This is a genomic window from Planococcus sp. CP5-4_YE, assembly GCF_019042655.1.
Taxonomy (GTDB): Bacteria; Bacillota; Bacilli; order Bacillales_A; family Planococcaceae; genus Planococcus.
Genome location: NZ_JAHPZO010000010.1, coordinates 67,302 through 90,916, shown reverse-complemented (window position 1 = coordinate 90,916; position 23,615 = coordinate 67,302). Strand labels below are relative to the sequence as shown.

Sequence of the window (23,615 nt, the reverse complement as noted above, 5' to 3'; positions counted from 1 at the left end):
CTCCGTAACAGGAAAAGGAACGACCTGAATCGTTCCTATCCCTAAATGTGCTGTTATTATAGCATATTTCCCTATTATTTACTTGTCCTTTTTCGTGGCGTGGCGTTCTTCGAGCACACCCGTCACTTCTGTGAAATCGACTTTCTGTTCTTGAAGAAGTACGAGCAGATGGTATAGCAAGTCTGCGCTTTCCGTTGCCAGTTCACGTGCGTCGCGGTTTTTCGCAGCGATGATGACTTCTGCTGCTTCTTCCCCGACTTTCTTGCAGATTTTATCGACACCTTCTTCAAACAGGTAGGTTGTATAGGCGCCTTCCGGCATATCGGTTTCGCGTTGTTTGATCAACGCGCTGAGCTCGGTAATCATGTCTGATGCTGAAGCCGTGCGTTCACCTGTCAAAGTTTCATGGAAACAACTCGTCTCCCCAGTATGGCAGGCAGGTCCGTTCGGGATCACTTCATAAATCAAAGAATCGCCGTCACAATCGATCTGTACGGATTGGACGCGCTGCGTATTGCCGCTGGTCGCGCCTTTATTCCAAAGTTCCTTGCGGCTTCTTGAGTACAACCAGGTTTCTTTCGTATCGATTGTGCGCTTGACCGCTTCTTCGTTGGCATAGGCCAAAGTCAGCACTTGTTTTGTAGATGCATCCTGCAATATGACGGGCACTAACCCGTTTTCATCGTATTTCACATTTGTCACCGGACATTCACTCCTTCTCGCTGCAGATACTGTTTTACTTCTCTAACGCTCGTTTCTTTATAATGGAAAATCGATGCGGCAAGTGCTGCATCCGCATCCGCTTGTTCGAATACTTGCTGGAAATGCTCTCGATTTCCCGCACCGCCGCTTGCGATAACAGGCACTTCCACAGCATCACGCACCGCTTTTATCAGCGCGACGTCGAATCCGTCTTTTTGACCGTCACTGTCCATGCTGGTCAAAAGCAATTCTCCGGCACCTAAAGCGACTGCGTGTTTTGCCCATTCAACCGCATCCCAATCGGTCCGGTTGCGTCCACCGTGTGTGTAGACGTCCCAGCTATCGCCATTTCTTTTCGCGTCGATAGCGACGACGATGCACTGCGACCCAAAGAAATCCGCGCCTTCTTGGATCAATTCCGGACGGTCGAGCGCTGCTGTATTCAAAGAGACTTTATCTGCGCCGGCACGCAGCATGCGTTTCATATCATCTAGTGTCCGGATGCCCCCGCCCACGGTAAAGGGAATCGATAGTTCAGTCGCAACGATGCGCACTACTTCCACCATCGTCTCTTTGCCCTCATGCGATGCGGAAATATCAAGGAAGACCAACTCATCCGCGCCTTGCTCATCGTAGAACTTGGCGAGTTCCACAGGGTCTCCCGCATCCCGAAGTTCCACAAAGCTCACGCCTTTGACGACACGCCCTTCTTTAACGTCGAGGCACGGAATGATGCGTTTTGTCAGCATGACAGCGCCTCCTCGAGCGTGAAGCGGTTTTCATACAGCGCTTTGCCAATGATGAGTCCGGCAATCGGGCTGTCACCAGCCGCTTGTTTGACTTTTTTCACATCATCAAGTGTGCCGATGCCGCCGGATACAATGACTTGAGAAGCATCATCGGCGACGAGCTTGCGGTTAGCGTCGATATTCGGGCCGGCAAGCGTGCCGTCTGTCGAAATATCGGTATAGATGAAATGTTTCGCTCCTTTTGAAGCAAAATAAGCGGCCACTTCAGATGCCGGCTTATGGGAAGTTTCGATCCATCCTTCCGTCGCCGCCATACCGTCTTTGGCATCGATGCCGATGACGATCTGCTCTGCGCCGAACTCTTTGATAAACGACGCCACCAATTCCGGCTCCCTCACAGCCAAACTGCCGATGATGACACGGGCAACCCCGTTCGATAAATAATGATCGATGTCTTCGCGACTGCGGATGCCGCCGCCTACTTGGATGTTGGCATTGAGTTTCGCCGCCTCGATGACCATTTGGTCGTTGATGCGGCTGCCATCTTTCGCGCCGTCTAAATCGACCATATGAATCCATTTGGCCCCAGCTTTCACAAAGCTTTGCGCCATTTCAACAGGCGAATCCGCATAGACGGTCTCCTGCCCATAATCTCCCTGGAACAAGCGGACGCATTTTCCGCCCCTCAAATCGATCGCCGGATAAATTTGAAATTCACTCATGGTAATCCCCCCTGACATTTGCAATCCACTGCGCCAATAAATAATGCCCGAACTCGCCCGATTTTTCCGGATGGAATTGCATCCCTGTAATCAATCCGCCGCCGACTACACCCGGCACTTCAAGCCCGCCGTATTCAGCTGTCGCGGAGACTTCTGCGCGAGCCGTTTCCGTCGCCAAAAACGAGTGGACAAAATAGACATGTGTATCTTCCAGTATATCTTCGAGCCAATACGGCTGTTGTGTAAAGTTCAAGCGGTTCCATCCCATATGCGGGATGCGGTAATCGCCTTTCGGAAAGCGCCGGATATGGCCCTTCAATAAACCAAGTCCTTTGACCGGCCTGCCTTCTTCACTGTCTTCATATAATAATTGCATACCGAGGCAAATCCCGAGCAATGGAACCTTCCGCTCTGGAAGCGAACGGATGAATTCGGCCAAGCCTTTTTCATCCAAACGCTTCATAGCATCCGGAAAGGCGCCGACTCCCGGCAGCAAGATGGCATCCGCTTCAGCCAGCACTTCCGCATCGTCTGACGTGATGACGGTGCATTCCAGTTTTTTCAATGCCTGTTCGACGCTGAATAAATTGCCCATTCCGTAATCGATGATGCCGACGATCATGTTAATAGCCCCTTTGTCGAAGGGACGCCTTCTACGCGCGGGTCGATCATCGTTGCGTCGTCAAGCGCGCGGGCAAGCGCCTTGAAGACCGCTTCGATGATGTGATGCGTGTTACGGCCATAGTGGACGATGACATGGACGTTCATGCGCGATTCCAGCGCAAACTTCCATAGAAATTCATGAACCAGTTCAGTATCGAATGCACCGACTTTGGCGTTCGGAATATCGCCACGGAATTCCAGATGAGGGCGGTTCGAACAATCGATAACCACTTGCGCGAGCGCATCGTCCATCGGCACAAAAGCATTGCCGTAGCGGCGCAAGCCTTTTTTATCGCCAAGTGCTTCGAGCACTGCCTGGCCAAGGACGATACCGATGTCTTCTGTCGTGTGGTGATCGTCGATATGGGTATCGCCATTTGCGTGGATCCGGCCATCAAACTGTCCATGCTTGATGAAAAGGTCCAACATATGGTCCATAAATGGCACACCCGTATTAATATCCGCCTGTCCTTTTCCATCGAGCGAAAAGCTGACGGCGATTTCCGTTTCATTGGTTTTACGCGAAATATTTGATTTCCTCATGATTGACTCTCCTTTTTCCAAGTGCGCGATTCGACTGCACGTGCGTGTGCTTCGAGGCCTTCTAGCCTTGCGAGCCTTGCGATTTTCTCTTGGTTTTCGCGCCATGCCTGCTCGCTGTAATGGACAATGCTCGTCCGTTTAACAAAATCATAGACAGACAAGGCACTTGAAAAGCGCGCCGTGCTATTGGTTGGCAGCACGTGATTCGTGCCGGCAAAATAATCGCCGATCGGTTCTGATGAATAACGGCCGATAAAAATCGCGCCGGCGTGATCGATTTGTTCCGCTACTGCTTCTGCATCCTCTGTCATGATCTCCAGATGCTCTGGAGCCAATTGATTGGCTGCGTTAATCAGTTCAGCGCGGCTGTCTGCCACATAAATAGCGCCATGGTCACGGATCGACGCCGCGGCAATCGCTTCACGCGGCAAAGTGGCCAATTGGCTTTTCACTTGCGCCGCGACTTGTTCGGCAAGTGCACGGCTCTCTGTCAATAATACAGCACTTGCCAGCGGATCGTGCTCTGCTTGGGATAATAAATCCGCCGCCACTTCATCCGCATATGCGCTGTCATCGGCAATGATGGCAATTTCACTCGGCCCTGCGATCATGTCGATCGCAACATCTCCATTCACTTCGCGTTTTGCGAGCGCCACGAAGATATTGCCGGGCCCTGTAATCTTATCGACTGGCTGGATTGTATCCGTCCCGTAAGCGAGTGCCGCGATCGCTTGAGCCCCGCCAGTTTTATATAATTCTTCAATTCCAAGAATATGTGCTGCCACAAGCACCCCGTCCGACAGATTCCCTTCACTATCAGGCGGGGATACAACGACGATACGCCCGACTCCGGCGACTTGTGCCGGAATGACATTCATCAAGACCGAGGATGGATAGGCCGCCGTGCCGCCTGGAACATATAATCCGGCAGATTCGATCGCTGTGACGCGCTGCGCGACATACGAGCCGTCCTCACGGTCTTGGCGGTAGCCTTGTTGCTGTTGGCCTTCATGATAGCTGCGGATATTGTCCGCCGCTTCTGTCAGGTCGGCAAGCAGTTGGGGATCGAAACGCTCAGCTGCTTGCTGGATTTCTTGTGGTGTCACCTTTAATGCGGACAACTCCGCTTTGTCCCATTTTTTTGAAAAACGGAACAACGCAGCGTCTCCTTCTGTACGCACCGCTCCAATGATTTCTTTCACCGCTTGCAATTGCTGCTCTGTGCCGTCGGCTAATTGGCGCCGAATCGACAAGTCGTCTGTCAGGCGTTGGATGTTCATCGTTCCACCTGCTCCCGCAGTTTATCGACCAATTCGGTAATGCGCTGTTGTTTCAAGCGGTAGCTTACCGGGTTTGCAATGAGGCGCGACGTGATGTCCGCAATCTTCTCATATTCCACCAAACCATTGTCTTTTAAGGTGCGCCCGGTTGACACAATGTCCACAATTCGGTCGGACAAGCCGATCAACGGCGCCAATTCGATTGAGCCGTTCAATTCAATGATCTCGACTTGTTCACCTTTGCTGCGGTAATAATGAGAAGCCACCGCCGGATATTTCGTCGCAATGCGCGGCGTCACTTCGTCCATTTCTGTGTCCGGCAAACCGGCCGTCGCGATATAGCATGCGCTGATGCCGAGGTCCAATAATTCGTGGACGTCTCGATCGTGCTCGAGCAAGACGTCTTTTCCGGCAATGCCGATATCCGCTACGCCGTGCTCGACATAAGTCGGCACATCCATCGGCTTCGCGAGAATAAAGCGGAATTTTTCATTCGGTGCTTCGACGATCAGCTTGCGCGAGTCGTCGAGCTCTTTCGGCAGGTCATAGCCTGCCCCTACCAATAGCTCGTATGCTTCTTCAAAGATCCTGCCCTTCGGCATGGCAATTGTTAATTCATCCATTGTGCAGCTCCTCCCCTGTGATGACTTCGGTGAACAAGGCAGTGAACGGCTCCAGCGCTTTAACGGCCGGTGCATACTGCAAGGTCACTCGTTTCCCTGAATTTCTTATTTGTTGGGCTTTATCGAATGCATTTTGCTCGCTTTGTTCATCGAATAAGATCAATGTGTGCGGTTGCTCTGTTTTTTCAGCCGTTACCGATTCCAGCAAACGGTCGACACGCAAACCGAATCCGGTCGCACCTACCTGCAAGCCGAACTGCTCCATCAAGCCGTCATAGCGCCCGCCGCTGCCGAGCGGAAATCCGCTGCCAGCTCCGTAGAATTCGAACACCAATCCAGTGTAATAAGTCATGTGGCTGCTGAAGGATATATCAAAAGTGATGGCATCTCCGAGTCCGTTGCGCCCAAGCAGTCCTTCTAAACGCTCCATGTCGTGGTAAAGCTCGCGTTGTTCTTCATTTTCTTCGTTGATCCAGCGTTTCCAATCGGCTACTGTTGTTGCCTGCATCAATTTCAAGAATGATGCCAACTTGTTTTCAGGGATCGGCAATTTTTTTGCCAATTGTTCAACCCCGACACCGTTCTTCGCGACAAACAATTCGCGCACTTTGCCGCTTTGTTCCGCATCCAGCCCGAAATCCGCAAGTATCAGTTCAAGCAGTCTCGTATGGCCGATGACGGTGCGAGCAGAACCGACGCCCAATTCCTTCAAAATATCCCAAGCCAGGCTGATGACTTCTGCATCCGCATAAAGGGAATCGTCGCCAATCAACTCGACGCCCATCTGCTCAAATTCTGCAGGGCGTCCGCCTTCGCGCTTTTGCGCACGGAATACATTGGAGTAATAGCCAAGTCGGATCGGCATTTTCTCACGCAATAATTTCGATGCCGCAACCCGCGCAATCGGGGACGTCATATCCGGGCGTAAGACGAGCGTCTTTCCTTGGTTGTCGAGCAGCTTGAACAAAGCATCGTCCGAAATGGCGGAAATCTTTCCGATTGTCTCGTAATACTCCAAAGTCGGCGTCTGTAGCAATTCATACCCTCCATGCTCAATCAAGTGGGTGCCTTGTTTTTTCAAATCTGCTTTCTGTTTTGCAATTAAAGGAAAATCGTCACGCATGCCTAATGGTTTTTCAAACATTTCGATGGTCATCGTTGAACACTTCCTATTATCAGTTATTTCACTTTAGTTCGCTAGAGTGATGAATCATTAAAGTGATTCTTATTTTAGCGCAAGCCGCTTTGGCCCGTCAAGCAAGGACTATAAAAAAATCCTGAAAGCGCTGAGCTTTCAGGATTTTGCTTGTCGAACGGCCATTTCTTCGGCTGTATAGATAATTTTCATCGGGTTGCCGCCGACAAAAGCTCCAGCCGGTACATCTTTATGGACGAGCGTGGCAGCGGAGACGATAGCGCCATCCCCAATCTTGATGCCGGGCAAAATTGTACTGTTTGCTCCGATCATGACACGGTCGCCGATCGAGACGTCGCCGAGCCGGTATTCTTCAATCAAGTATTCATGCGCAAGAATGGTGGTATTATAGCCGATGACGGTATTGTCTCCGACCTGTATACGTTCAGGAAACATGACATCCGGCATGACCATCAGCGCAAACGAAGTTTCCTTGCCGACCTTCATGCCGAGAAATTGGCGATACAGCCAGTTTTTCATCGGCAAAAACGGTGTATAGCGGGCCGTCTGGATGACCAGAAAGTTTTTCGAGACTTTCCAGAACGGCACGGTTTTGTAGATATGCCAAAGCGAATTTGCCCCTTCAACAGGATATCGCTCGGTGCGTCTCATTTTACGCCCGCCTTCGTCAATTCCAACAGGTCGGAAATATGCTGCAGCATGAAATCCGGTTCAAAGCTAGCTAAAAACTCTTCTCCTTTTGCAGTCCATGCGACGCCGGCTGTGCGAACACCGGCATTTTTTCCGCCTTCAATGTCGTGTGAATTATCGCCGATCATCAAGGCTTCTTGCTGATCTGCTTCCAATAAGCGCAATGCCAGTTCAAGCGGCTCTGGATGCGGCTTCGGGTTCTGCACATGATCCAATGCCACTAAGGCATCGAACACATCGTGCACCCCCATCAACTTCAAGCCGTGCAAGATCGTTTCTTCACGTTTAGTGGAAACGATCGCCATTTTCAAGCCTCTGGATTTTAAGGTCCGCAAAGTTTTTGCAACCCCGTCGTATTCCGACACCAATTCATCATGGAGCGTCCGGTTTAAACGGCGGTACTGATCGCTCAGTTCGCTGACTTTGCCCGGTGCGATTTTTGTGAAGGTCTGTTCCAATGAAGGGCCGATAAAATGCAAGACATCTTCCCGTCCGTATTCGCCCGGAAAATGTTCGCCGAGCACCGATAGGAATGTCTGGACGATCAATTCATTCGTATCGAGCAAGGTTCCATCAAAATCAAACAATAAAGTCGTTATATCTTTGTTCATGTAGAGAGCACTTCCTTCCGATTGTCTTCAGCTCGCCGCCATAGATAAGAGATGAATATCGTCAAGGCAAGAGCGGTGATGACCCGAATCAGCAGTAGCGGCCAAATCGGAATGCCGAGAGGGATGAAAATCAGCGTATCCTCGACAATTGCGTGGCATGCCACTAGGAAGATAAAGGCGAGTGTCGCATCTTTGCGGCTGACGCCATCTTCCTGGACTGCTTGGATCATCACACCTGCTCCCATCGCCAACCCGAAAATCAACCCGGAGGCGAGCGTCAACGAGGCATTTTTCTCGACGCCGATCAGCCTGGTGAGCGGCCCCATCATATTGGAGATTTTCTGTAAATAATGGCGATCTTTTAATAGTTGGATCATCAGCATGAGCGGAATGACAATCATCGCCAGCTGAAGCACGCCAAAACTGGCTTTTTCCAGGCCGAGCAAGAAGATGCCGAGCCAGGTTTCCGGGGCAGCGGCAGCTTCAGGCGCAAAACCATATTGTGCAATTTCGCCGCCGCCAGACCAGAACAGGTTGATCAAGATGCCGGACAAAGCCGCAAGCCCAAAACGCACCAACAAGACGACCCATAAACGAACGCCGACTTTCAAGGCAACGCCGGTTTCGATAAAAATATTATGAGAGAACGATAACATAACCGCCAGGATGAATACTTCTTTGACGGTCAGTTCAAGCGATAAGATTCCCGCGATTCCAGCATACAGATTGAGCGCGTTGCCGAGCACAAGCGGAACGGCCGCCTCGCCGCTCAGGCCAAATATCCCCATGACCGGTGCGATTAAATCGATGATAAATGGCAATACCGGCGTGAATTGCAGCATGGTAATGAGCAAAGTAATCGGAAAAATGATTTTTCCGAGTGACCACGTAGTCTTTAATCCGGCTTTCAAGCCATTTTTCACTGTCGACATTCCATCTCTTCTTTCCTAATTATTTATCCAAATAATGCGGCGGGTTTTTGATAGCAACGCGCCGGTAAATGATGAACGCAAGCCCAATGACGATCGCGATGACCGACACTAGCTGGGCAGCGCGCAATTCGCCGATAACATATAAACTATCGGTGCGCATTCCTTCTATAAAGAAGCGCCCGACCGAATACCAGATCATATAGAAGAAGAACATTTCCCCGCGCACGAGATTCACTTTGCGCAACAGCAGCAAAATAATGATTCCCACCAAGCTCCACATCGATTCATAGAGGAAAGTCGGGTGGTAATAAGCACCATCTATGTACATATGGTTGATGATCCAATCGGGAATAAACAGATTCTCAAGAAATTGACGCGACACCTCCCCACCGTGCGCTTCCTGGTTGATAAAATTACCCCAGCGCCCGATGGCCTGGCCGATCAAAATACTTGGAGCCAAAATATCCGCCACTTTCAAAAACGGTGTATTGCGTCGTTTCGTGAATACGTAGGCAACGATGACCGAAGCGATCAATGCCCCATGTATTGCAATCCCGCCATTCCAGATGGCGATAATTTGTCCAGGTTGATCTTTATAATTTTCCCATTCAAACATCACATAATAGATACGCGCGCCAACAATGGCGAGCGGCACAGCCCAGATCAATAGATCGGTCAGATAATCCGGATGCAAGCCGCGCTTGACCATTTCTTTCTGGCCTACGAGAAACGCGATGACGATGCCGGTCGCAATGATGACGCCGTACCACCGGACATCGATTGGCCCAAGCGAAAACGCTACTGGGTCGATCGCTGCTAAAACTGAAAACATATAATGCACCTTCCCATTCGCTTAATTTGTATCCTGCGCGATGACATCATCAAGCCGCTTGGAGAATTCCTCAGCGGCATTGACGCCCATCCGTTTCAGGCGGTAGTTCATCGCAGCTACTTCGATAATGACGGAAAGGTTGCGTCCTGGGCGTACAGGGATCGTCAGCTTCGTCAACTCCGTATCGATGATTTTCATTGTCTCTTCCTCTAGCCCGAGACGGTCGTAAGTCTTGTCTTGATCCCAAAGCTCGAGATCGATGACGAGCGAAATGCGCTTGAAATTGCGTACGGCGCTCGCCCCGAACAAAGTCATAATGTCAATGATACCGACACCGCGAATCTCGAGCAGGTACTCGATCAGCTTCGGTGGATGCCCAACGAGTGTGCTTTCGCCTTCTTGGCGAATTTCAACGCAATCATCCGCTACGAGGCGATGGCCTTTCTTGACGAGTTCCAAAGCGGTTTCACTTTTCCCGACGCCGCTTTTTCCGGTAATGAGCACGCCGATTCCGTAAATATCGACCAGCACGCCGTGTACAGCAGTCGTCGGAGCGAGATGGCTTTCTAGAAAGTTCGTCAGTAAACTGGAGAACCGGGTGGTCGTCATGTTCGTCCCGAGCACCGGCACATGTTTTTCGGCAGAAGCAATGACCAATTCCTCCGGTACTTCGACTCCATGTGAAACGATAATTGCAGGTGTATCCTCCGCACACAATCTCATCATTCGGTCTAGCCGCTCTTCCGGCTTCAGCATGGCGAAAAACGACAGTTCTGTTTTCCCGAGCAATTGCATGCGATTTGCTGGATAATGGGTGAAATAGCCTGCCATTTCCAGTCCCGGCCTCGAAATATCACTGATGGCAATATGGCGCCCAATGCCCTCTTGGCCGCTGATCAGTTTCAAGCCGAACATATCCATTACTTGTTTCACTGTTACTTGTCCCATAATTTCCCCTCATTCCCCCGGCTGCGCAAACTAGATATTCCAAATAATCCCTTCACTTTGCGGTCGGTTTGTTTTTATTTTAACATGGAAAAAAAGAAATTGAAGAATTTCGTCCCCTTTCTTGCCCATTCCTTCTATATAAGGAATGAAGGGGGAATGTTAGATGAAGATTATCATTGATGCAGGACACGGGCCAGGGACGATTGGCAAACGGACACCGGACGGCAGGATGCGGGAATTCCATTTTAACAACGCTGTCGCAGAAGATGTGAAAAAGCGCTTAGCGGTGGAAGGATACACGGTGTTGTTCAGCCATCAGCAAGACCGTGACGTTCCTTTGAAGGAAAGGACGAACTTCGCCAATCGGTCCGGCGCCGAACTATTGGTATCGATTCATGCAAATGCGTCAGGAAATAACTATAGCCCTGCACAAGGCATCGAAAGTTTTATTTATCCAACAGCTCCTGCCCGCACGCGCAAATTGGGGCAGTTGCTCCAGGATTCGCTGATCTTGTCGACGCAAAGGAAAGACCGCGGATTGAAAACAGCGGATTTCGCTATGCTGAGGGATACCGTCATGCCCGCAGTTCTTGTTGAATGTGGATTTATGACGCACCGGCATGAAGCATCCTTGCTGCAATCCGACGACTACCGCAAGCGCTGTGCACGCGCCATCAGCTTTGCCATCACCTGTATGGAACGATAACGCAAAAAAGCCCAGTGGAGAAAATTCTCCACTGGGCTTTTTCATATGGTTCAATCGATTGTCAAATAACGCACAAGGATAGACCCGGTTTTGGTTTCGCCGTAGACGAGCAATGGCCCACCTGCAGACTCCACATCCCCTGTTTTCGTGAAATGCATTTTTTTCTGCATGAACTGGCCTTGTTCGTGGCTGCTGTTAATATCCGGCAGCATAACATCCATGCGCCCAAGATTTGAAGAAACTTCCCCACGCAGCGCCAAATGCTGAGGAATGTAAATCTCGACATTGCCCGCCAAGGTTTTCGCTTCGAGCTTCTTCGCTTCTTTGCTGCGCGTCGTCGCGACAACATTGCCATTTAAAGACTTCGCGTCGATGTCTTCAATATCCCCATCGATATAAATACGGCCATTCAAAGTTTCCGCCTCAACTTCGCGGCCTTTCACTTCCATCATCTGGATTGGGCCGTTAGCTGTTTCAAGCTCAGCTTCTTCGAATTGGATCGTTTTCAAATCAATCTTGCCGTTTGCAGTTTTGACTTTGATCAAGGCAGAATCGAGACGCTTCATCGTGAAGCCGCCATTGAACAGGCGAACGACAATTTGTTCAAACGCCGCTGCTGGCACATATAAGACGAGATTCACTTGCGTCGTTTTCAAGTCGCTGATGATACGCAATTTACGGTCATCCGCAATGAATACGAATTTTTCCAGGAAATCCTGTTTTGCCTGCTCTGGAGATTCTGCGCGGAATGCCTTGACGCTGCATTCTGCTCGGATCGAACTGTCCTGTGAAGGGAAAACTTCCAATTGCCCGTTAGCGATATCGGCAATGATCGTGTGGAGATCCGCACTTTCTTCCGTAAAGGTGTGTTCAAAACGAACGGCTTCACCGAATGGCGAATCGAATTCCATCGTTTTCAGCTTATCGGCGGACGTCTGCATGAACTGCATCATCCGGTCTCCAAGTTGATTGAAATCCTTGGACATGTTCTTGGAAAAATCCTTCGAAAGATCTTTCGAGAACTTTTTGAACATGTCTTCCGGACGGAAGAATCCACGCTTGCCGCGCGAACTGCGGTAGGTTTCACGGCCGTAGTCTTTTGAAGCATTGCCGGTTTCCCCGCCATCGACCGCTTTCAATAGCTCAACCGCTTCACGTGCCGAGATCGTGCCATTTTCAACCATGTCCAAAATGCGTTCTTTTTCACTTTGCATATCGTTTGGCCTCCTCTTCGGATTTCTGCCCTCGCAGAAATTCCTGTTCTACTTTAATGATACGTTTGTATCGAGGGAAAGTTTCACTTTGCTTTTCTTTTCTTAGTGCTTGCCTTGCCGACCAGTTCTTTCATGCGTGCACTGTCCCGCTCGAGGATCGGTTTCAAATACATGCCGGTATAGGATCCTTCGACTTTAGCGATATCTTCCGGGGTGCCAGTGGCCAAGATCGTGCCGCCTTTGTCTCCGCCTTCCGGTCCGAGGTCAATCAAATAATCGGCCGTTTTGATGACATCGAGATTATGCTCGATCGTCAACACGGTATCTCCATTATCCACGAGCCTTTGCAGCACTTTCAATAAACGTGAAATATCATCGGCATGGAGGCCGGTCGTCGGTTCGTCCAAAATATAGAACGACTTGCCATTGGAGCGTTTATGCAACTCCGAAGCCAGTTTGACGCGCTGTGCTTCACCGCCGGATAATGTAGTCGCCGGCTGGCCGAGCGTTACATAGCCGAGCCCGACATCGACGATGGTTTTCAATTTACGGTTGATTTTCGGGATGTTCTCGAAGAATGCATAGGCATCTTCTACTGTCATTTCCAACACGTCTGCAATGTTTTTGTCTTTATACTTCACTTCCAGCGTTTCGCGATTATAGCGCTTGCCATGGCAGATTTCACATGGTACATAGACATCCGGCAGGAAGTGCATTTCGATTTTGATGATGCCATCTCCACGGCAGGCTTCACAGCGCCCGCCTTTGACGTTGAAGCTGAAACGGCCTTTTTTATAGCCGCGCACTTTCGCTTCATTGGTTGTCGCGTACACATCCCGGATATCATCGAATACGCCTGTGTAAGTCGCCGGGTTGGAACGCGGTGTGCGCCCAATCGGTGATTGGTCAATATCGATGACTTTTTCCAGTTCCTCGATGCCTTCCACCGATTTGTGCTGTCCTGGCTTAACCCGCGCACGGTTCAGTTTATGGGCCAGCGACTTGTAGAGGATTTCATTGATCAAGGTACTTTTTCCAGAACCTGAAACTCCGGTGACCGCTGTGAACAACCCAATTGGAATGTCGACATCGACATTTTTTAAGTTATTCGCAGAGGCTCCACGGATTGAAATCTTCCGTTCATTGGGCTGTCTGCGTTCAGCCGGCAGCGGAATAAATTTTTTGCCGCTCAAATACTGGCCGGTCAACGATTTCTTGTTTTTCATCACTTTTTCGGGTGCTCCAGCAGCGATGATTTCGCCGCCGTGTACGCCGGCTCCAGGGCCGACATCGATGAGATAATCCGCTGCCATCATCGTATCTTCATCGTGCTCAACGACAATCAGCGTATTGCCGATATCACGCATATTTTTTAGCGTGTTAATTAAACGGTCGTTGTCGCGTTGATGAAGCCCGATTGAAGGTTCATCGAGAATATAAAGAACGCCTGTCAGCCGCGAGCCGATTTGCGTTGCAAGGCGGATGCGCTGTGCTTCCCCGCCTGACAATGTGCCCGATGCGCGGTTCAATGTCAGATAATCGAGCCCTACATTGATCAAGAAACCGACACGCTCTTGAATTTCGCGGAGGATCATATTCGCTATCTGGCGGTCTTTCTCCGAAAGCGTCAAGCTGTCGAAAAACGCTTGCGCTTCCGTAATCGAATACTCAACGACTTGCCCGATATGGAGATCATTGACTTTGACTGCCAATGACTCCGGTTTTAACCGGTAGCCTGAACATGTTGGGCATGGCTGCTGGCCCATGAATTTCTCCATCATGTCCCGGATATAATCAGAACTGGTTTCCCGGTAGCGCCGGTCAACATTCGCGAGCACGCCTTCAAAGAAAATATGGCTGTCGCGGATTTTGCCGTAATCATTCTCATAACGGAAGCGGATTTTCTCACGATCGGACCCGTGCAGGATGATGTTGACCTGGTCTTCAGGCAACTCTTTCATCGGCACATCCATTTCAATACCAAAATGGCTGCATACCGCTTGGAGCAATTGAGGGTAGTATTGTGAACTCGTCGGGCGCCACGGGGCGATAGCATGATTTTCGAGGCTGACATCCCAATCCGGAATAACCAGTTCAGGGTCGACTTCCAGTTTCATCCCAAGCCCGTCACATTCAGGGCATGCCCCAAATGGCGAGTTGAATGAAAACATGCGCGGCTCCAATTCACCGATGGAAAATCCGCAAATCGGGCAGGCATGATGTTCGCTGAACAACAGTTCCTCTTCGTCCATAACATCTACCAGCACGCGCCCTTCCCCGAGACGCAAGGCTGACTCCAGCGAGTCGCTCAAGCGCGGGGCGATTCCGTCTTTCATGATGACTCGGTCAATGACCACTTCAATGGAATGTTTTTTGTTTTTATCGAGCGAAATATTGTCGTCCAAGTCGATCAGTTCGCCATTGACGCGGACCCGCACGTATCCCTGTTTCTTAATATCTTCCAACAGTTTCACGTGGGTGCCTTTGCGCCCTGATACGAGCGGTGCCAGCACTTGCATGCGCGTCCGCTCCGGATATTCAACTAAACGGTCGACCATCTGCTCGACTGTTTGGGAAGAAATTTCGATGCCATGGTTCGGGCAGATCGGTTTGCCGATCCGCGCATACATGAGCCGGATATAGTCGTAGATTTCTGTCACAGTCGCTACGGTCGATCTCGGGTTTTTGCTTGTTGTCTTCTGGTCGATCGAAATCGCCGGAGATAATCCTTCGATCAAATCGACATCCGGTTTATCCATTTGGCCAAGAAATTGCCGTGCATAAGACGACAAGGACTCGACGTATCGGCGCTGGCCTTCCGCATAGATCGTATCGAATGCCAGGGATGATTTCCCCGAACCGGATAAACCGGTCATGACGACGAGCTTATCACGCGGAATCGTCACATCGATGTTTTTTAAATTATGGGCACGCGCGCCTTGTATGCGTATCTCTTGGTTTTTCAAGTCCTATCATCCTTCCGCTTTCAATTCCAACACTGTATCACGCAGTTCTGCGGCACGTTCGAAATCGAGCGCTTTTGCCGCTTCTTTCATTTCCTTCTCGAGCAATGTGACGAGCTTCATGCGGTCTTCTTTCTTGAGTTTCTTGCCTTCGACCGCTTTGCTGACATACTCTTCCGCTTCTTCCGCCGCTTCTGTTGCACGGATGACGTCGCGGATTTTTTTCTTTATCGTTACCGGCACAATGCCGTGTTCTTCATTATAAGCTGCCTGGATGGTGCGGCGGCGGGTCGTCTCGTCGATCGCTTTCTGCATGGAATCCGTGACCCGATCCGCATACATGATGACGTGGCCGTTCTCGTTTCGGGCAGCACGCCCCATTGTCTGGATGAGGGAGCGTTCCGAACGCAGGAATCCTTCTTTATCGGCATCGAGTATGGTCACCAATGACACTTCTGGGATATCGAGGCCTTCACGCAGCAAGTTGATGCCGACCAGCACATCGTATACACCCATCCGCAACTCACGGATGATTTCGATGCGCTCGAGCGTCTTGATCTCGGAATGCAGGTAATTGACTTTGACGCCTGCTTCTTTCAAGTAATTCGTCAAGTCTTCCGACATTTTCTTAGTCAAGGTCGTGACCAAGACGCGTTCACCACGTTCTTTGCGCTGCTGAATTTCATCCATGAGATCGTCAATTTGTCCTTCAATAGGCCGAATTTCGATTTCTGGATCCAGCAAGCCTGTCGGACGGATGATCTGCTCGACCATTTCCGGCGTATGTTCGAGTTCATAAGGGCCTGGCGTCGCTGAAACGAACACCGCCTGGTCGATATGCTCTTCGAACTCATCGAATGTCAGCGGGCGGTTATCCATGGCGGATGGCAAACGGAAGCCGTGGTCGACGAGCACTTTTTTGCGCGCTTGGTCCCCATTGAACATGCCGCGCACTTGCGGCAACGTGACGTGACTTTCGTCGACGACCAGCAGGAAATCGTCCGGGAAATAATCGATCAATGTATACGGTTGTGCGCCTGCTGGACGCAGCGTCAAATGGCGCGAATAGTTTTCGATGCCTGAGCAGAAGCCCATCTCGCGCATCATTTCCAAATCGTAGCGCGTACGCTGTTCAAGACGCTGCGCTTCGAGCAATTTATCTTCCGCACGCATTTCCTTCAGGCGTTCTTCGAGTTCCGCTTCGATATTTTCGATGGCTCTGACCATTTTATCTTCACGCGTAACAAAGTGGGACGCCGGGAAAATAGCGACGTGTTCGCGGTCGCCGATGATTTCCCCTGTCAAGGCATCGACTTCCCGGATGCGGTCGATTTCATCGCCAAAAAACTCCACGCGCAAGCAGCGCTCATCGCGCGAAGCCGGAAAGATTTCGACCACGTCGCCGCGTACACGGAATGTCCCGCGGATAAAATTGATGTCGTTGCGCTCGTATTGCACGTCGACCAATTTACGCAGCAGTTGGTTGCGTTCAATTTCCATGCCTTTGCGCAAAGAGACGACAAGTTCCCGGTATTCTTTCGGGGAACCAAGGCCGTAGATGCAGGAAACAGAGGCGATGACGATGACATCATCACGTTCGAACAAAGAACTGGTCGCCGAGTGGCGCAGTTTATCGATTTCATCATTGATGCTCGCATCTTTTTCTATGAATGTATCGGACTGCGGCACGTATGCCTCAGGCTGATAATAATCGTAATAGCTGACGAAGTATTCTACGGCATTGTCAGGGAAAAATTCCTTAAACTCGCTATAGAGCTGACCTGCCAAAGTTTTGTTGTGCGCCATGACCAATGTCGGTTTTTTCACTTGTTGAATGACATTCGACATCGTATAGGTTTTCCCCGTACCGGTAGCACCGAGCAAGGTCTGAAATCTTTTGCCGTCGATGATGCCTTTGGTCAATTGGGTGATGGCTTCCGGTTGGTCGCCCGCCGGTTCATAAGGGGCTTGCAGGTTAAATTCCTTTTTCATGGATATGTCCTCCCGTATTTTTCACTACTTCTATTTTAACATATGCCCTAAAATCCCCCTAACAAAAAGCGAACGTATGTTTTTTCTCAAGTATATTCAGCGAATCGCTTGTTTACAGGTAGAATTTCGCAGTCCAGTGAAGACCAGCTGCCGTAATTCAAGGCACAAAAAAACCGCCCGGAGTTGCTCCGGGCGGTTTTGTCATTCTTCTTCCCGCTTCAGCTCTTGCAGCTGTGCGGTATATGTGTCAAAAGATTTGCGGTCGTTATGATCCAGGGCTTCGTCGATAAGTGCCAGCAATTGCGTTTCCTGTTGTTCGCGGTGAACATGCTTCAAGAACAGATCCAGGTAGATCTCATTCAGCAGCTTTTCCGCTTCCGTGATCTTTTTCGTTTGAGCCATCGCTTTCATGAAGTCAGCATAAGAATAATAGTTTTCCATTCTTCTTCACCCCGAATGCTTTTCATTAGTATACACGAAAGCGCAAGAAAGAAGCAAGAGTTTTTTGAAAATTACAATGAGATTGAAAAAATAATTTTTTCGGAAAATACTTATTGTGTATTTTCCATTTTTTATTATAATGAGGTATGTAAAGTAAATTTAGGGGGTAAATATTCATGGGTAAGAAGAATCAATATCCTGTCTCTTATACAATTTGCAGCAATACATATGCGCTGCTCCCGTATATGGACGGCCACCGGCTCTTGACACGCGTCATTGAAGACCGCAGCGAATTCCTGGTGGAGGAATCGGTCTATAAAATTGTAGCGAAATCGTGCTCTTTCTATCGCGGCTCCCTCGCCAGCGCCACGCTCTACGCACAAAAAGCGATTGGCGTTAAACACAAACCGCCGATCATCGTCGGTGAGTATTACGGCAATCCATTGATTTTCTTTCCTACCCACTCTCCGAAAAACAAGGATTCCATCTGGTTCAATTTCGATGCCATCGATTTGATCGCTGCGGACAATAGCGGGCGAGGCAGTTTGGTATCGCTCAGCAATGGCGTCGTCGTCCCTGCAGACATCTCTCCCATTGCGCTTCGCAACCAGCATTCGTTCACCGGATCTTTGCGCCGCTATTTCAAAAAAGCGCAACGCGTCCATAACCACCGGATGAATTATGTGACGAAACGGGCGTTTCCGCCTCGCAGCCAGCAGCCGCTGGATTAAAATGATTTAGCGGCTGCTGTCAGATAAAGCCTCAATTGATCTTCAACGGCATTTTTCAAGCGGATATTCAAATAGCGGCGATGGTCTTCATAGCCGCCATGACAAAATACATATTCCGAGAAATTGTCGTCTTTACTTCCCCGCCTCACCTTCATGCCATTGGCCCTCATGAACGCGATGGTTTCGGCCAAGTCGCCCTTTGCCCGTTCGATCGCCCGGTCCAGTAATTCCAGATAGGGGGCTTTCAATTTGAAAGGGCCTTTTTGGATACACTCGCGATCCCGTTCCAAAATGAGGAGCACCATCGGCAATTGCACCCGCTTCTCAAACACGGCTATTTCCGCCCTTGAAATCAGAGGCATTTCCCCACCCCCAGTAAATAGGAACAAGTGTTCTTATTTTTATTTTAACTGGGAATCCGTAAATTGCAAGAGCCGCTAGTTAAAAAAGGATGATTTCGATTGTTTTTTGCCATACCGGACGAACTTGCGCTGTATTTATTCACCATATGAAAAATCGCCTTTTCGGCATGCAGGATCAACCTGCATTTCGATCAGGCGATTTTTTTGTTCAACGGATGGCACGGAATGCCCACAGCGAGCCGACAAAAAATACCGACGAAACCCATAGGAACGGTTCGTGCCAGAACCAGACGGATAATGAAATCCCGGAAAATGACACTAGCGAGAAAATGCCAGCGAACATCCGGCTCTGCAGATTGCGCTGATGCTCGCGCTCCCGGCCTTCTTTGTTCTCCAAGTAATGGCGGATGCGTTCCGGTTCATCGAGGAAATTGATGAGTTTTTTCGGGAACGCCCTCGCCGGTCCTGTGGAATTGAGGATCCAGCGGAAAACATCTTCCTTGCCGAAGATGCCTTTCCCTTCGCGCTTGGTCGAAGCCCATTCCAAGACGCGTGGACGTGCAAGTGCGAACAGGTCAACTTTGGGATCCAGCACATGCAAAACGCCGACAAAAATCGATGTGGCCCGGCCGAAAAAGGCGAATTCCGCTGGCAGCTGCACCGGCTGTGTGCGAACAATGTCCTGCATATCCTTCAATAGACGCTCGACAACAAAGCTATCCATCTGCATCAACTCATTTGATTCGTAAGCGGCGACGAGCCGCTCAACGGCCTCCGCTAGTAAGTCGCGGTCCGCATTTGGCAGAAGGAAACGCAAATCCTCCAAACCGTCGAGCACTTGTTCATAATTCTTGAACAGGATGCCTTCCGCAATCAGCAGAATCGCTTGCGAATCGCGCTCGGAGATTGTGCCGATCATCCCGAAATCGATCAGCACGATGGTGCCGTCCGGCTTCAACAGGATATTGCCGCCGTGTGGGTCGGCATGGAACTGGCCACCGTACAACACTTGCTCTAAGAACAGGATGAACAATCGCTCGGAAATTTCGTGGCGGTTGAGCCCGTGCTCTTCGATAAAACTGATGTCTGTGATCCTTGCGCCTTCAATCCATTCCATCACCAACACGCGGCGCGTCGTGTATTCATCGTAATAGACCGGGATGTGGACGCCGTTCATTTCCGCGAAGCGGTCCGCAAAAGCCCGGCCGTTCTGAAGTTCGCGGACGAAGTTCAGTTCCGCGCCAATCGTTTCAGTCATCTCGACGTATAATTGGTCAAAGTCGACTTGCTTTGTAAACGGGGTAAATTTCTTCGCCAGCCAGATGACGATGCGCATCGCCTGGAAATCGGCGCGGATGATCCGGTCGGTCCCCGGGCGCTGGACTTTGACAGCGACTTCGGTGCCATTTTTCAAGCGGCCTTTGAACACCTCGCCGATGGAGGCGGAAGCGATTGCTTGATCCGATAATTCATCCAGATAATTGTCATGCTCGACATTCCACTCCTGCTCCATCACTTCGATGATGTCTTTTCGCGGCACGGATGGCACGCGGTCCGTTAGTCCCTCAAGCTCCGCCAAGAAGCTTGGCGGCATGATATCCGCACGGGTGGACAAGAATTGGCCCAATTTGATCATCAGGCCGCCCAGTTTGAGCGCCAGTTCCTTGTATTCTTTTGCCTGTCGGGTGACGAGTTCATTCCAGCGCTGTTCAACGACTGGAGTCCACTTGCCCCTATTGCGCCTTTGGAAAAGCGATATTTGTAAATAAAATCGGATCGCCATGGAAACGATGCGGTAAATACGGAGATATGTAACCTGGTTCATGAATGAGCTCCCCCCTGTTGTTCCCATTATAGAGTTTGGTGACAGATTAGTCCAAAAAGTGGTATGTTTTTAACGGACGGATTATTAAAGGGGGATGCATATGGAAACAATTCATTATGAACAAAAAGGAAATTTGGCGTTCATCACTTTGAACCGGCCGGATTCGATGAATGCATTCAATTACGATATGCTCGCTGAACTTGGCCAAGTGGCAGAAGCGATCCGCATCAATCCCGATATTCGGGTCGTCGTCTTCACCGGTGCTGGCGACAAGGCTTTCAGTGTCGGGGCCGACTTGAAAGAACGCAAGACCTTGACGCAAGACCAGGTCAAGCGCAATCTCTACAAAATCGGTGAAGTGTTCACGACCATCGAAAACTTGCCGCAGCCAACAATTGCCATGATCAATGGCTACGCGTTCGGCGGCGGCATGGAGCTTGCTTTGGCTTGTGATTTCCGCATCGCAGCGGACGATACATTGCTCGGGTTGACCGAAACGAGCCTTGCGATCATACCAGGCGCCGGCGGCACGCAGCGCCTGCCGAGATTGATCGGCGAAGCGAAAGCGATGGAATTGATCTTGACCGCGCGCCGTTTGAAATCATCAGAAGCGCTCGATTACGGCCTCGTCACCCGCCTCGCTGCGCCAGACGACTTGGCGCAAGTAACAGGCGAATTTGCGGATTCAATTTTAGCGAACGGGCCAATCGCGTTGCAGCAAGCTAAATTTGCCATTAAACATGGCATGAATGCCGATATGCAAACAGGGCTTCAAATCGAACGGAAAGCTTACGAAATCACCATCCCGACAGAGGACCGCGTTGAGGCGCTGCTCGCGTTCGGCGAGAAACGCAAACCGGAATTTAAAGGGCGCTAATCAAAAAAGCCAGGCGGAGAAAAAATCTCCGCCTGGCTTTTTTCTATTCACAGCCGTTCCATCCAGCCAACAATCTCCTGCAATCTGGCAAAACGCAAATTCGGCTTGCCGGTGCGCGATAAATTATGGTCCGCTTCCGGGAAACGGACAAATTCCGTTTCCTTGTGCATGCTTTTCAGCGTGACGAACAATTGCTCCGCTTGCTCAATCGGGCAGCGATGGTCGTTTTCCGAATGCAGAATGAGCAGCGGCGTGTGGATGTCTTTCGCATATTTCAGCGGGGAATGCTCCCATAGCTTATCGACATTGTCCATGGCGGCTCCGTGCTGCCATTCGCTGAAATAATAGCCGATGTCTGAAACGCCGAAAAAGGAAATCCAGTTGCAAATCGAACGCTGGGTCACAGCCGCTTTAAAACGGTCGGTATGCGAGACGATCCAGTTGGTCATGAACCCGCCGTAGCTGCCGCCGGTTACGCCGAGCCGCTCTATATCCACCCAGTCATTGTCTCCGATGACGCTATCGAGCGCCCCTAGGATGTCCCGGTAATCTCCGCCGCCGTAGTCGCCCCGCACCGCATCGACAAAGCTTTGACCGTAGCCATGGCTGCCGCGCGGATTGACATACAGGACACCGTAGCCGCTTGCTGCAAGCAATTGCATTTCATGGACGAATGTATTGGCGTACATGGCATGCGGTCCGCCGTGGATATTGACGACGAGTGGATATTTTCCGCCTGGTTCGAATCCGCGTGGCTTCATGAGCCAGCCATGTACTTCAAAATCGTCTTCCGTTGTATGCGAGACGTTTTTCGGTGCAATCAATTCTGTTTGCTCTAGGTAGTTTGAATTGCAGGAAGTCAGTGCTTCGCGCTCTCCAGTCGAAATGGCGAGTTTGTAAAGTTCTCCGGGAGACACCGGGTTGCTGATGGCGGCAAGCGCGAAGCTGCCGTCTCTAGAGATGTCGTAGCCGTAGACATGCTCATCTTCCGGGGAAGCCGGATACACCGCGCCGTCAAGCGAAGCGAAATACAGGCGCACATCGCCATCTGTAGATACCTGGAAGTATAAATGGTCGTCTTTCGTCCAGACGACGCCCGGTGCCTGGGCGCCTTGCTGATGGTCCGCGACGACATAATCGCCGATTGGAGCATCGATGCCTTCTGTCAGGCATTGCGTCGTTTGAGTTGCTGTTTCATACACATACAAGTCGGCTTGTGTGGCATTTTCATAAGCGCGTGAATGGCCGACAAACGCCAAGCGTGCATCATCGAAGGAAAATGCGGCATCCCCGTAATATCCGTCTTGTTCGATGACGGCTGTTTCTTCTCCCGTTTCCAGATCGCGCATGTAGAGCGACTGGCGGAAAATGAAATCCTGATTTTCTTCTTTGGCCGATCCATACACCAGTTTCGTGCCGTCATGGGAAATGGCTTCCAAGCTAAAATGATAAGGCCCTTCCGTCAACTGCTCCACCGTTCCTGTCTCCAGGTCCACAAAACCGATTTGGCGGTGGTAGTCCTGCTTGACCAGCCCGTTGCCATCCATTTTGTATTTCATGATCGTCGTGCGGTAAGGTTCAGGCTTTTTCTTATCTTCCTCTTTTTCCGGTTCTTGATCCGTGAATGTTTTTCCGTCCTGCACCAGCGCATTGACCCAGATTTTCTTATTGCAAGGCGACCAACGGAAACTGCTCACCCCTTTTTCAAAATCCGTCACAGCGCGCGCTTCCCCGCCGCCTGCTGGAAGGACATACAATTGGTTCTTGTCGTTGCGGTCGGATAGAAAAGCGATGTGGCGGCCGTCTGCTGACCAGGCTGGTTGGCTATTGCGGTTTTTTCCGTAAGTCCAAGGACTCGACGCACCAGTTTCCAACGAAATATGGTGCACATGCGAATAATATGTATTTTCTTCTTCGTCCATCTTTGTTTGGACGAATACCGCGCGTTTCCCGTCGGGTGAAACCTTCGGGTCTGTCACGGACGTTAATTCGAGTAAATCTTTTATTCCAACAGCTTTTTTCGACATACGTTCAGCCTCCTGGATAACTATTT

At 50.4% G+C, this 23,615-nt stretch carries 23 protein-coding genes; 3 read left to right on the top strand and 20 right to left on the bottom strand.

Going from position 1 to position 23,615, the window contains the following annotated elements:
• Positions 1–78 precede the first annotated feature (78 nt).
• From hisIE to hprK, 13 genes are all read right to left on the bottom strand, one after another.
• Positions 79–702 carry a bifunctional phosphoribosyl-AMP cyclohydrolase/phosphoribosyl-ATP diphosphatase HisIE gene (gene hisIE / locus KTG14_RS12300; protein WP_216971199.1) on the bottom strand — a complete coding sequence of 208 codons (624 nt, stop codon included), beginning with the start codon at positions 700–702 and terminating at the stop codon, positions 79–81.
• On the bottom strand, positions 699–1,451 hold the full coding sequence (hisF, locus tag KTG14_RS12295; RefSeq protein ID WP_216971198.1) for an imidazole glycerol phosphate synthase subunit HisF: 753 nt from the start codon (positions 1,449–1,451) through the stop codon (positions 699–701). Before hisF ends, hisIE begins: the two co-directional genes overlap by 4 nt.
• Complete coding sequence (hisA, locus tag KTG14_RS12290; protein ID WP_216971197.1) at positions 1,445–2,173, bottom strand: 1-(5-phosphoribosyl)-5-[(5-phosphoribosylamino)methylideneamino]imidazole-4-carboxamide isomerase; 729 nt, start codon at positions 2,171–2,173, stop codon at positions 1,445–1,447. Before hisA ends, hisF begins: the two co-directional genes overlap by 7 nt.
• Positions 2,166–2,795: an imidazole glycerol phosphate synthase subunit HisH gene (gene hisH / locus KTG14_RS12285; protein ID WP_216971196.1), complete on the bottom strand. Its 630-nt coding sequence runs from the start codon at positions 2,793–2,795 to the stop codon at positions 2,166–2,168. The genes hisA and hisH overlap by 8 nt, the downstream gene beginning before the upstream one ends.
• A complete protein-coding gene (hisB, locus tag KTG14_RS12280) occupies positions 2,792–3,379 on the bottom strand; it encodes an imidazoleglycerol-phosphate dehydratase HisB (protein ID WP_254178142.1) in 588 nt (195 codons plus the stop codon). Before hisB ends, hisH begins: the two co-directional genes overlap by 4 nt.
• The gene (gene hisD, locus KTG14_RS12275; protein WP_216971195.1) at positions 3,376–4,659 is read right to left on the bottom strand and encodes a histidinol dehydrogenase; all 1,284 of its coding nucleotides are present in this window, start codon (positions 4,657–4,659) and stop codon (positions 3,376–3,378) included. Before hisD ends, hisB begins: the two co-directional genes overlap by 4 nt.
• Positions 4,656–5,282 carry an ATP phosphoribosyltransferase gene (gene hisG / locus KTG14_RS12270; RefSeq protein WP_101189964.1) on the bottom strand — a complete coding sequence of 209 codons (627 nt, stop codon included), beginning with the start codon at positions 5,280–5,282 and terminating at the stop codon, positions 4,656–4,658. The genes hisD and hisG overlap by 4 nt, the downstream gene beginning before the upstream one ends.
• Positions 5,275–6,438 carry an ATP phosphoribosyltransferase regulatory subunit gene (locus KTG14_RS12265; protein ID WP_216971194.1) on the bottom strand — a complete coding sequence of 388 codons (1,164 nt, stop codon included), beginning with the start codon at positions 6,436–6,438 and terminating at the stop codon, positions 5,275–5,277. The genes hisG and KTG14_RS12265 overlap by 8 nt, the downstream gene beginning before the upstream one ends.
• A 138-nt stretch (positions 6,439–6,576) precedes the next feature.
• Positions 6,577–7,089 carry an acyltransferase gene (locus KTG14_RS12260; protein ID WP_216971193.1) on the bottom strand — a complete coding sequence of 171 codons (513 nt, stop codon included), beginning with the start codon at positions 7,087–7,089 and terminating at the stop codon, positions 6,577–6,579.
• Positions 7,086–7,739 (bottom strand): pyrophosphatase PpaX, encoded by a 654-nt coding sequence (gene ppaX, locus KTG14_RS12255; protein WP_216971192.1) that lies wholly within the window; start codon positions 7,737–7,739, stop codon positions 7,086–7,088. Before ppaX ends, KTG14_RS12260 begins: the two co-directional genes overlap by 4 nt.
• A complete protein-coding gene (locus KTG14_RS12250; protein WP_216971191.1) occupies positions 7,736–8,671 on the bottom strand; it encodes a nucleoside recognition domain-containing protein in 936 nt (311 codons plus the stop codon). Before KTG14_RS12250 ends, ppaX begins: the two co-directional genes overlap by 4 nt.
• 19 nt (positions 8,672–8,690) lie before the next feature.
• Entirely contained in the window at positions 8,691–9,503 is an 813-nt protein-coding gene (gene lgt, locus KTG14_RS12245; RefSeq protein ID WP_216971190.1) for a prolipoprotein diacylglyceryl transferase, read from the bottom strand.
• Between the two features lie 21 nt (positions 9,504–9,524).
• Entirely contained in the window at positions 9,525–10,451 is a 927-nt protein-coding gene (hprK, locus tag KTG14_RS12240; RefSeq protein ID WP_216971189.1) for an HPr(Ser) kinase/phosphatase, read from the bottom strand.
• 163 nt (positions 10,452–10,614) lie between these two features.
• Between hprK and KTG14_RS12235 the strand changes: the two genes are divergently transcribed.
• Positions 10,615–11,157, top strand: a complete 543-nt coding sequence (locus KTG14_RS12235) for an N-acetylmuramoyl-L-alanine amidase family protein (protein ID WP_216971188.1) — start codon at positions 10,615–10,617, stop codon at positions 11,155–11,157.
• 50 nt (positions 11,158–11,207) lie between these two features.
• Here the strand turns inward: KTG14_RS12235 and KTG14_RS12230 are convergent, their stop codons facing one another.
• The 4 genes from KTG14_RS12230 to KTG14_RS12215 form a co-directional block, all read right to left on the bottom strand.
• The gene (locus KTG14_RS12230; protein ID WP_216971187.1) at positions 11,208–12,371 is read right to left on the bottom strand and encodes a DUF4097 family beta strand repeat-containing protein; all 1,164 of its coding nucleotides are present in this window, start codon (positions 12,369–12,371) and stop codon (positions 11,208–11,210) included.
• Positions 12,372–12,454: 83 nt separating this feature from the next.
• Entirely contained in the window at positions 12,455–15,337 is a 2,883-nt protein-coding gene (gene uvrA, locus KTG14_RS12225) for an excinuclease ABC subunit UvrA (protein WP_216971186.1), read from the bottom strand.
• A gap of 6 nt (positions 15,338–15,343) precedes the next feature.
• Positions 15,344–17,326: an excinuclease ABC subunit UvrB gene (gene uvrB / locus KTG14_RS12220; protein ID WP_216971185.1), complete on the bottom strand. Its 1,983-nt coding sequence runs from the start codon at positions 17,324–17,326 to the stop codon at positions 15,344–15,346.
• Between the two features lie 201 nt (positions 17,327–17,527).
• A complete protein-coding gene (locus KTG14_RS12215) occupies positions 17,528–17,767 on the bottom strand; it encodes an IDEAL domain-containing protein (RefSeq protein ID WP_058381274.1) in 240 nt (79 codons plus the stop codon).
• A 176-nt stretch (positions 17,768–17,943) separates the two neighbouring features.
• Between KTG14_RS12215 and KTG14_RS12210 the strand changes: the two genes are divergently transcribed.
• Complete coding sequence (locus KTG14_RS12210; protein WP_216971184.1) at positions 17,944–18,498, top strand: competence protein ComK; 555 nt, start codon at positions 17,944–17,946, stop codon at positions 18,496–18,498.
• On the opposite strand, the gene KTG14_RS12205 is transcribed toward KTG14_RS12210, so the two are convergent.
• Both KTG14_RS12205 and KTG14_RS12200 read right to left on the bottom strand, forming a co-directional pair.
• Positions 18,495–18,860: a YhjD family protein gene (locus KTG14_RS12205; protein ID WP_211653698.1), complete on the bottom strand. Its 366-nt coding sequence runs from the start codon at positions 18,858–18,860 to the stop codon at positions 18,495–18,497. The two genes, KTG14_RS12210 and KTG14_RS12205, sit on opposite strands and share 4 nt — an antisense overlap.
• A 208-nt stretch (positions 18,861–19,068) precedes the next feature.
• Positions 19,069–20,685, bottom strand: a complete 1,617-nt coding sequence (locus KTG14_RS12200) for an ABC1 kinase family protein (RefSeq protein ID WP_216971183.1) — start codon at positions 20,683–20,685, stop codon at positions 19,069–19,071.
• A 100-nt stretch (positions 20,686–20,785) separates the two neighbouring features.
• Between KTG14_RS12200 and KTG14_RS12195 the strand changes: the two genes are divergently transcribed.
• Entirely contained in the window at positions 20,786–21,562 is a 777-nt protein-coding gene (locus tag KTG14_RS12195) for an enoyl-CoA hydratase-related protein (RefSeq protein WP_216971182.1), read from the top strand.
• Positions 21,563–21,609: 47 nt separating this feature from the next.
• Here the strand turns inward: KTG14_RS12195 and KTG14_RS12190 are convergent, their stop codons facing one another.
• Entirely contained in the window at positions 21,610–23,589 is a 1,980-nt protein-coding gene (locus tag KTG14_RS12190; protein ID WP_216971181.1) for a S9 family peptidase, read from the bottom strand.
• Positions 23,590–23,615 lie beyond the last annotated feature (26 nt).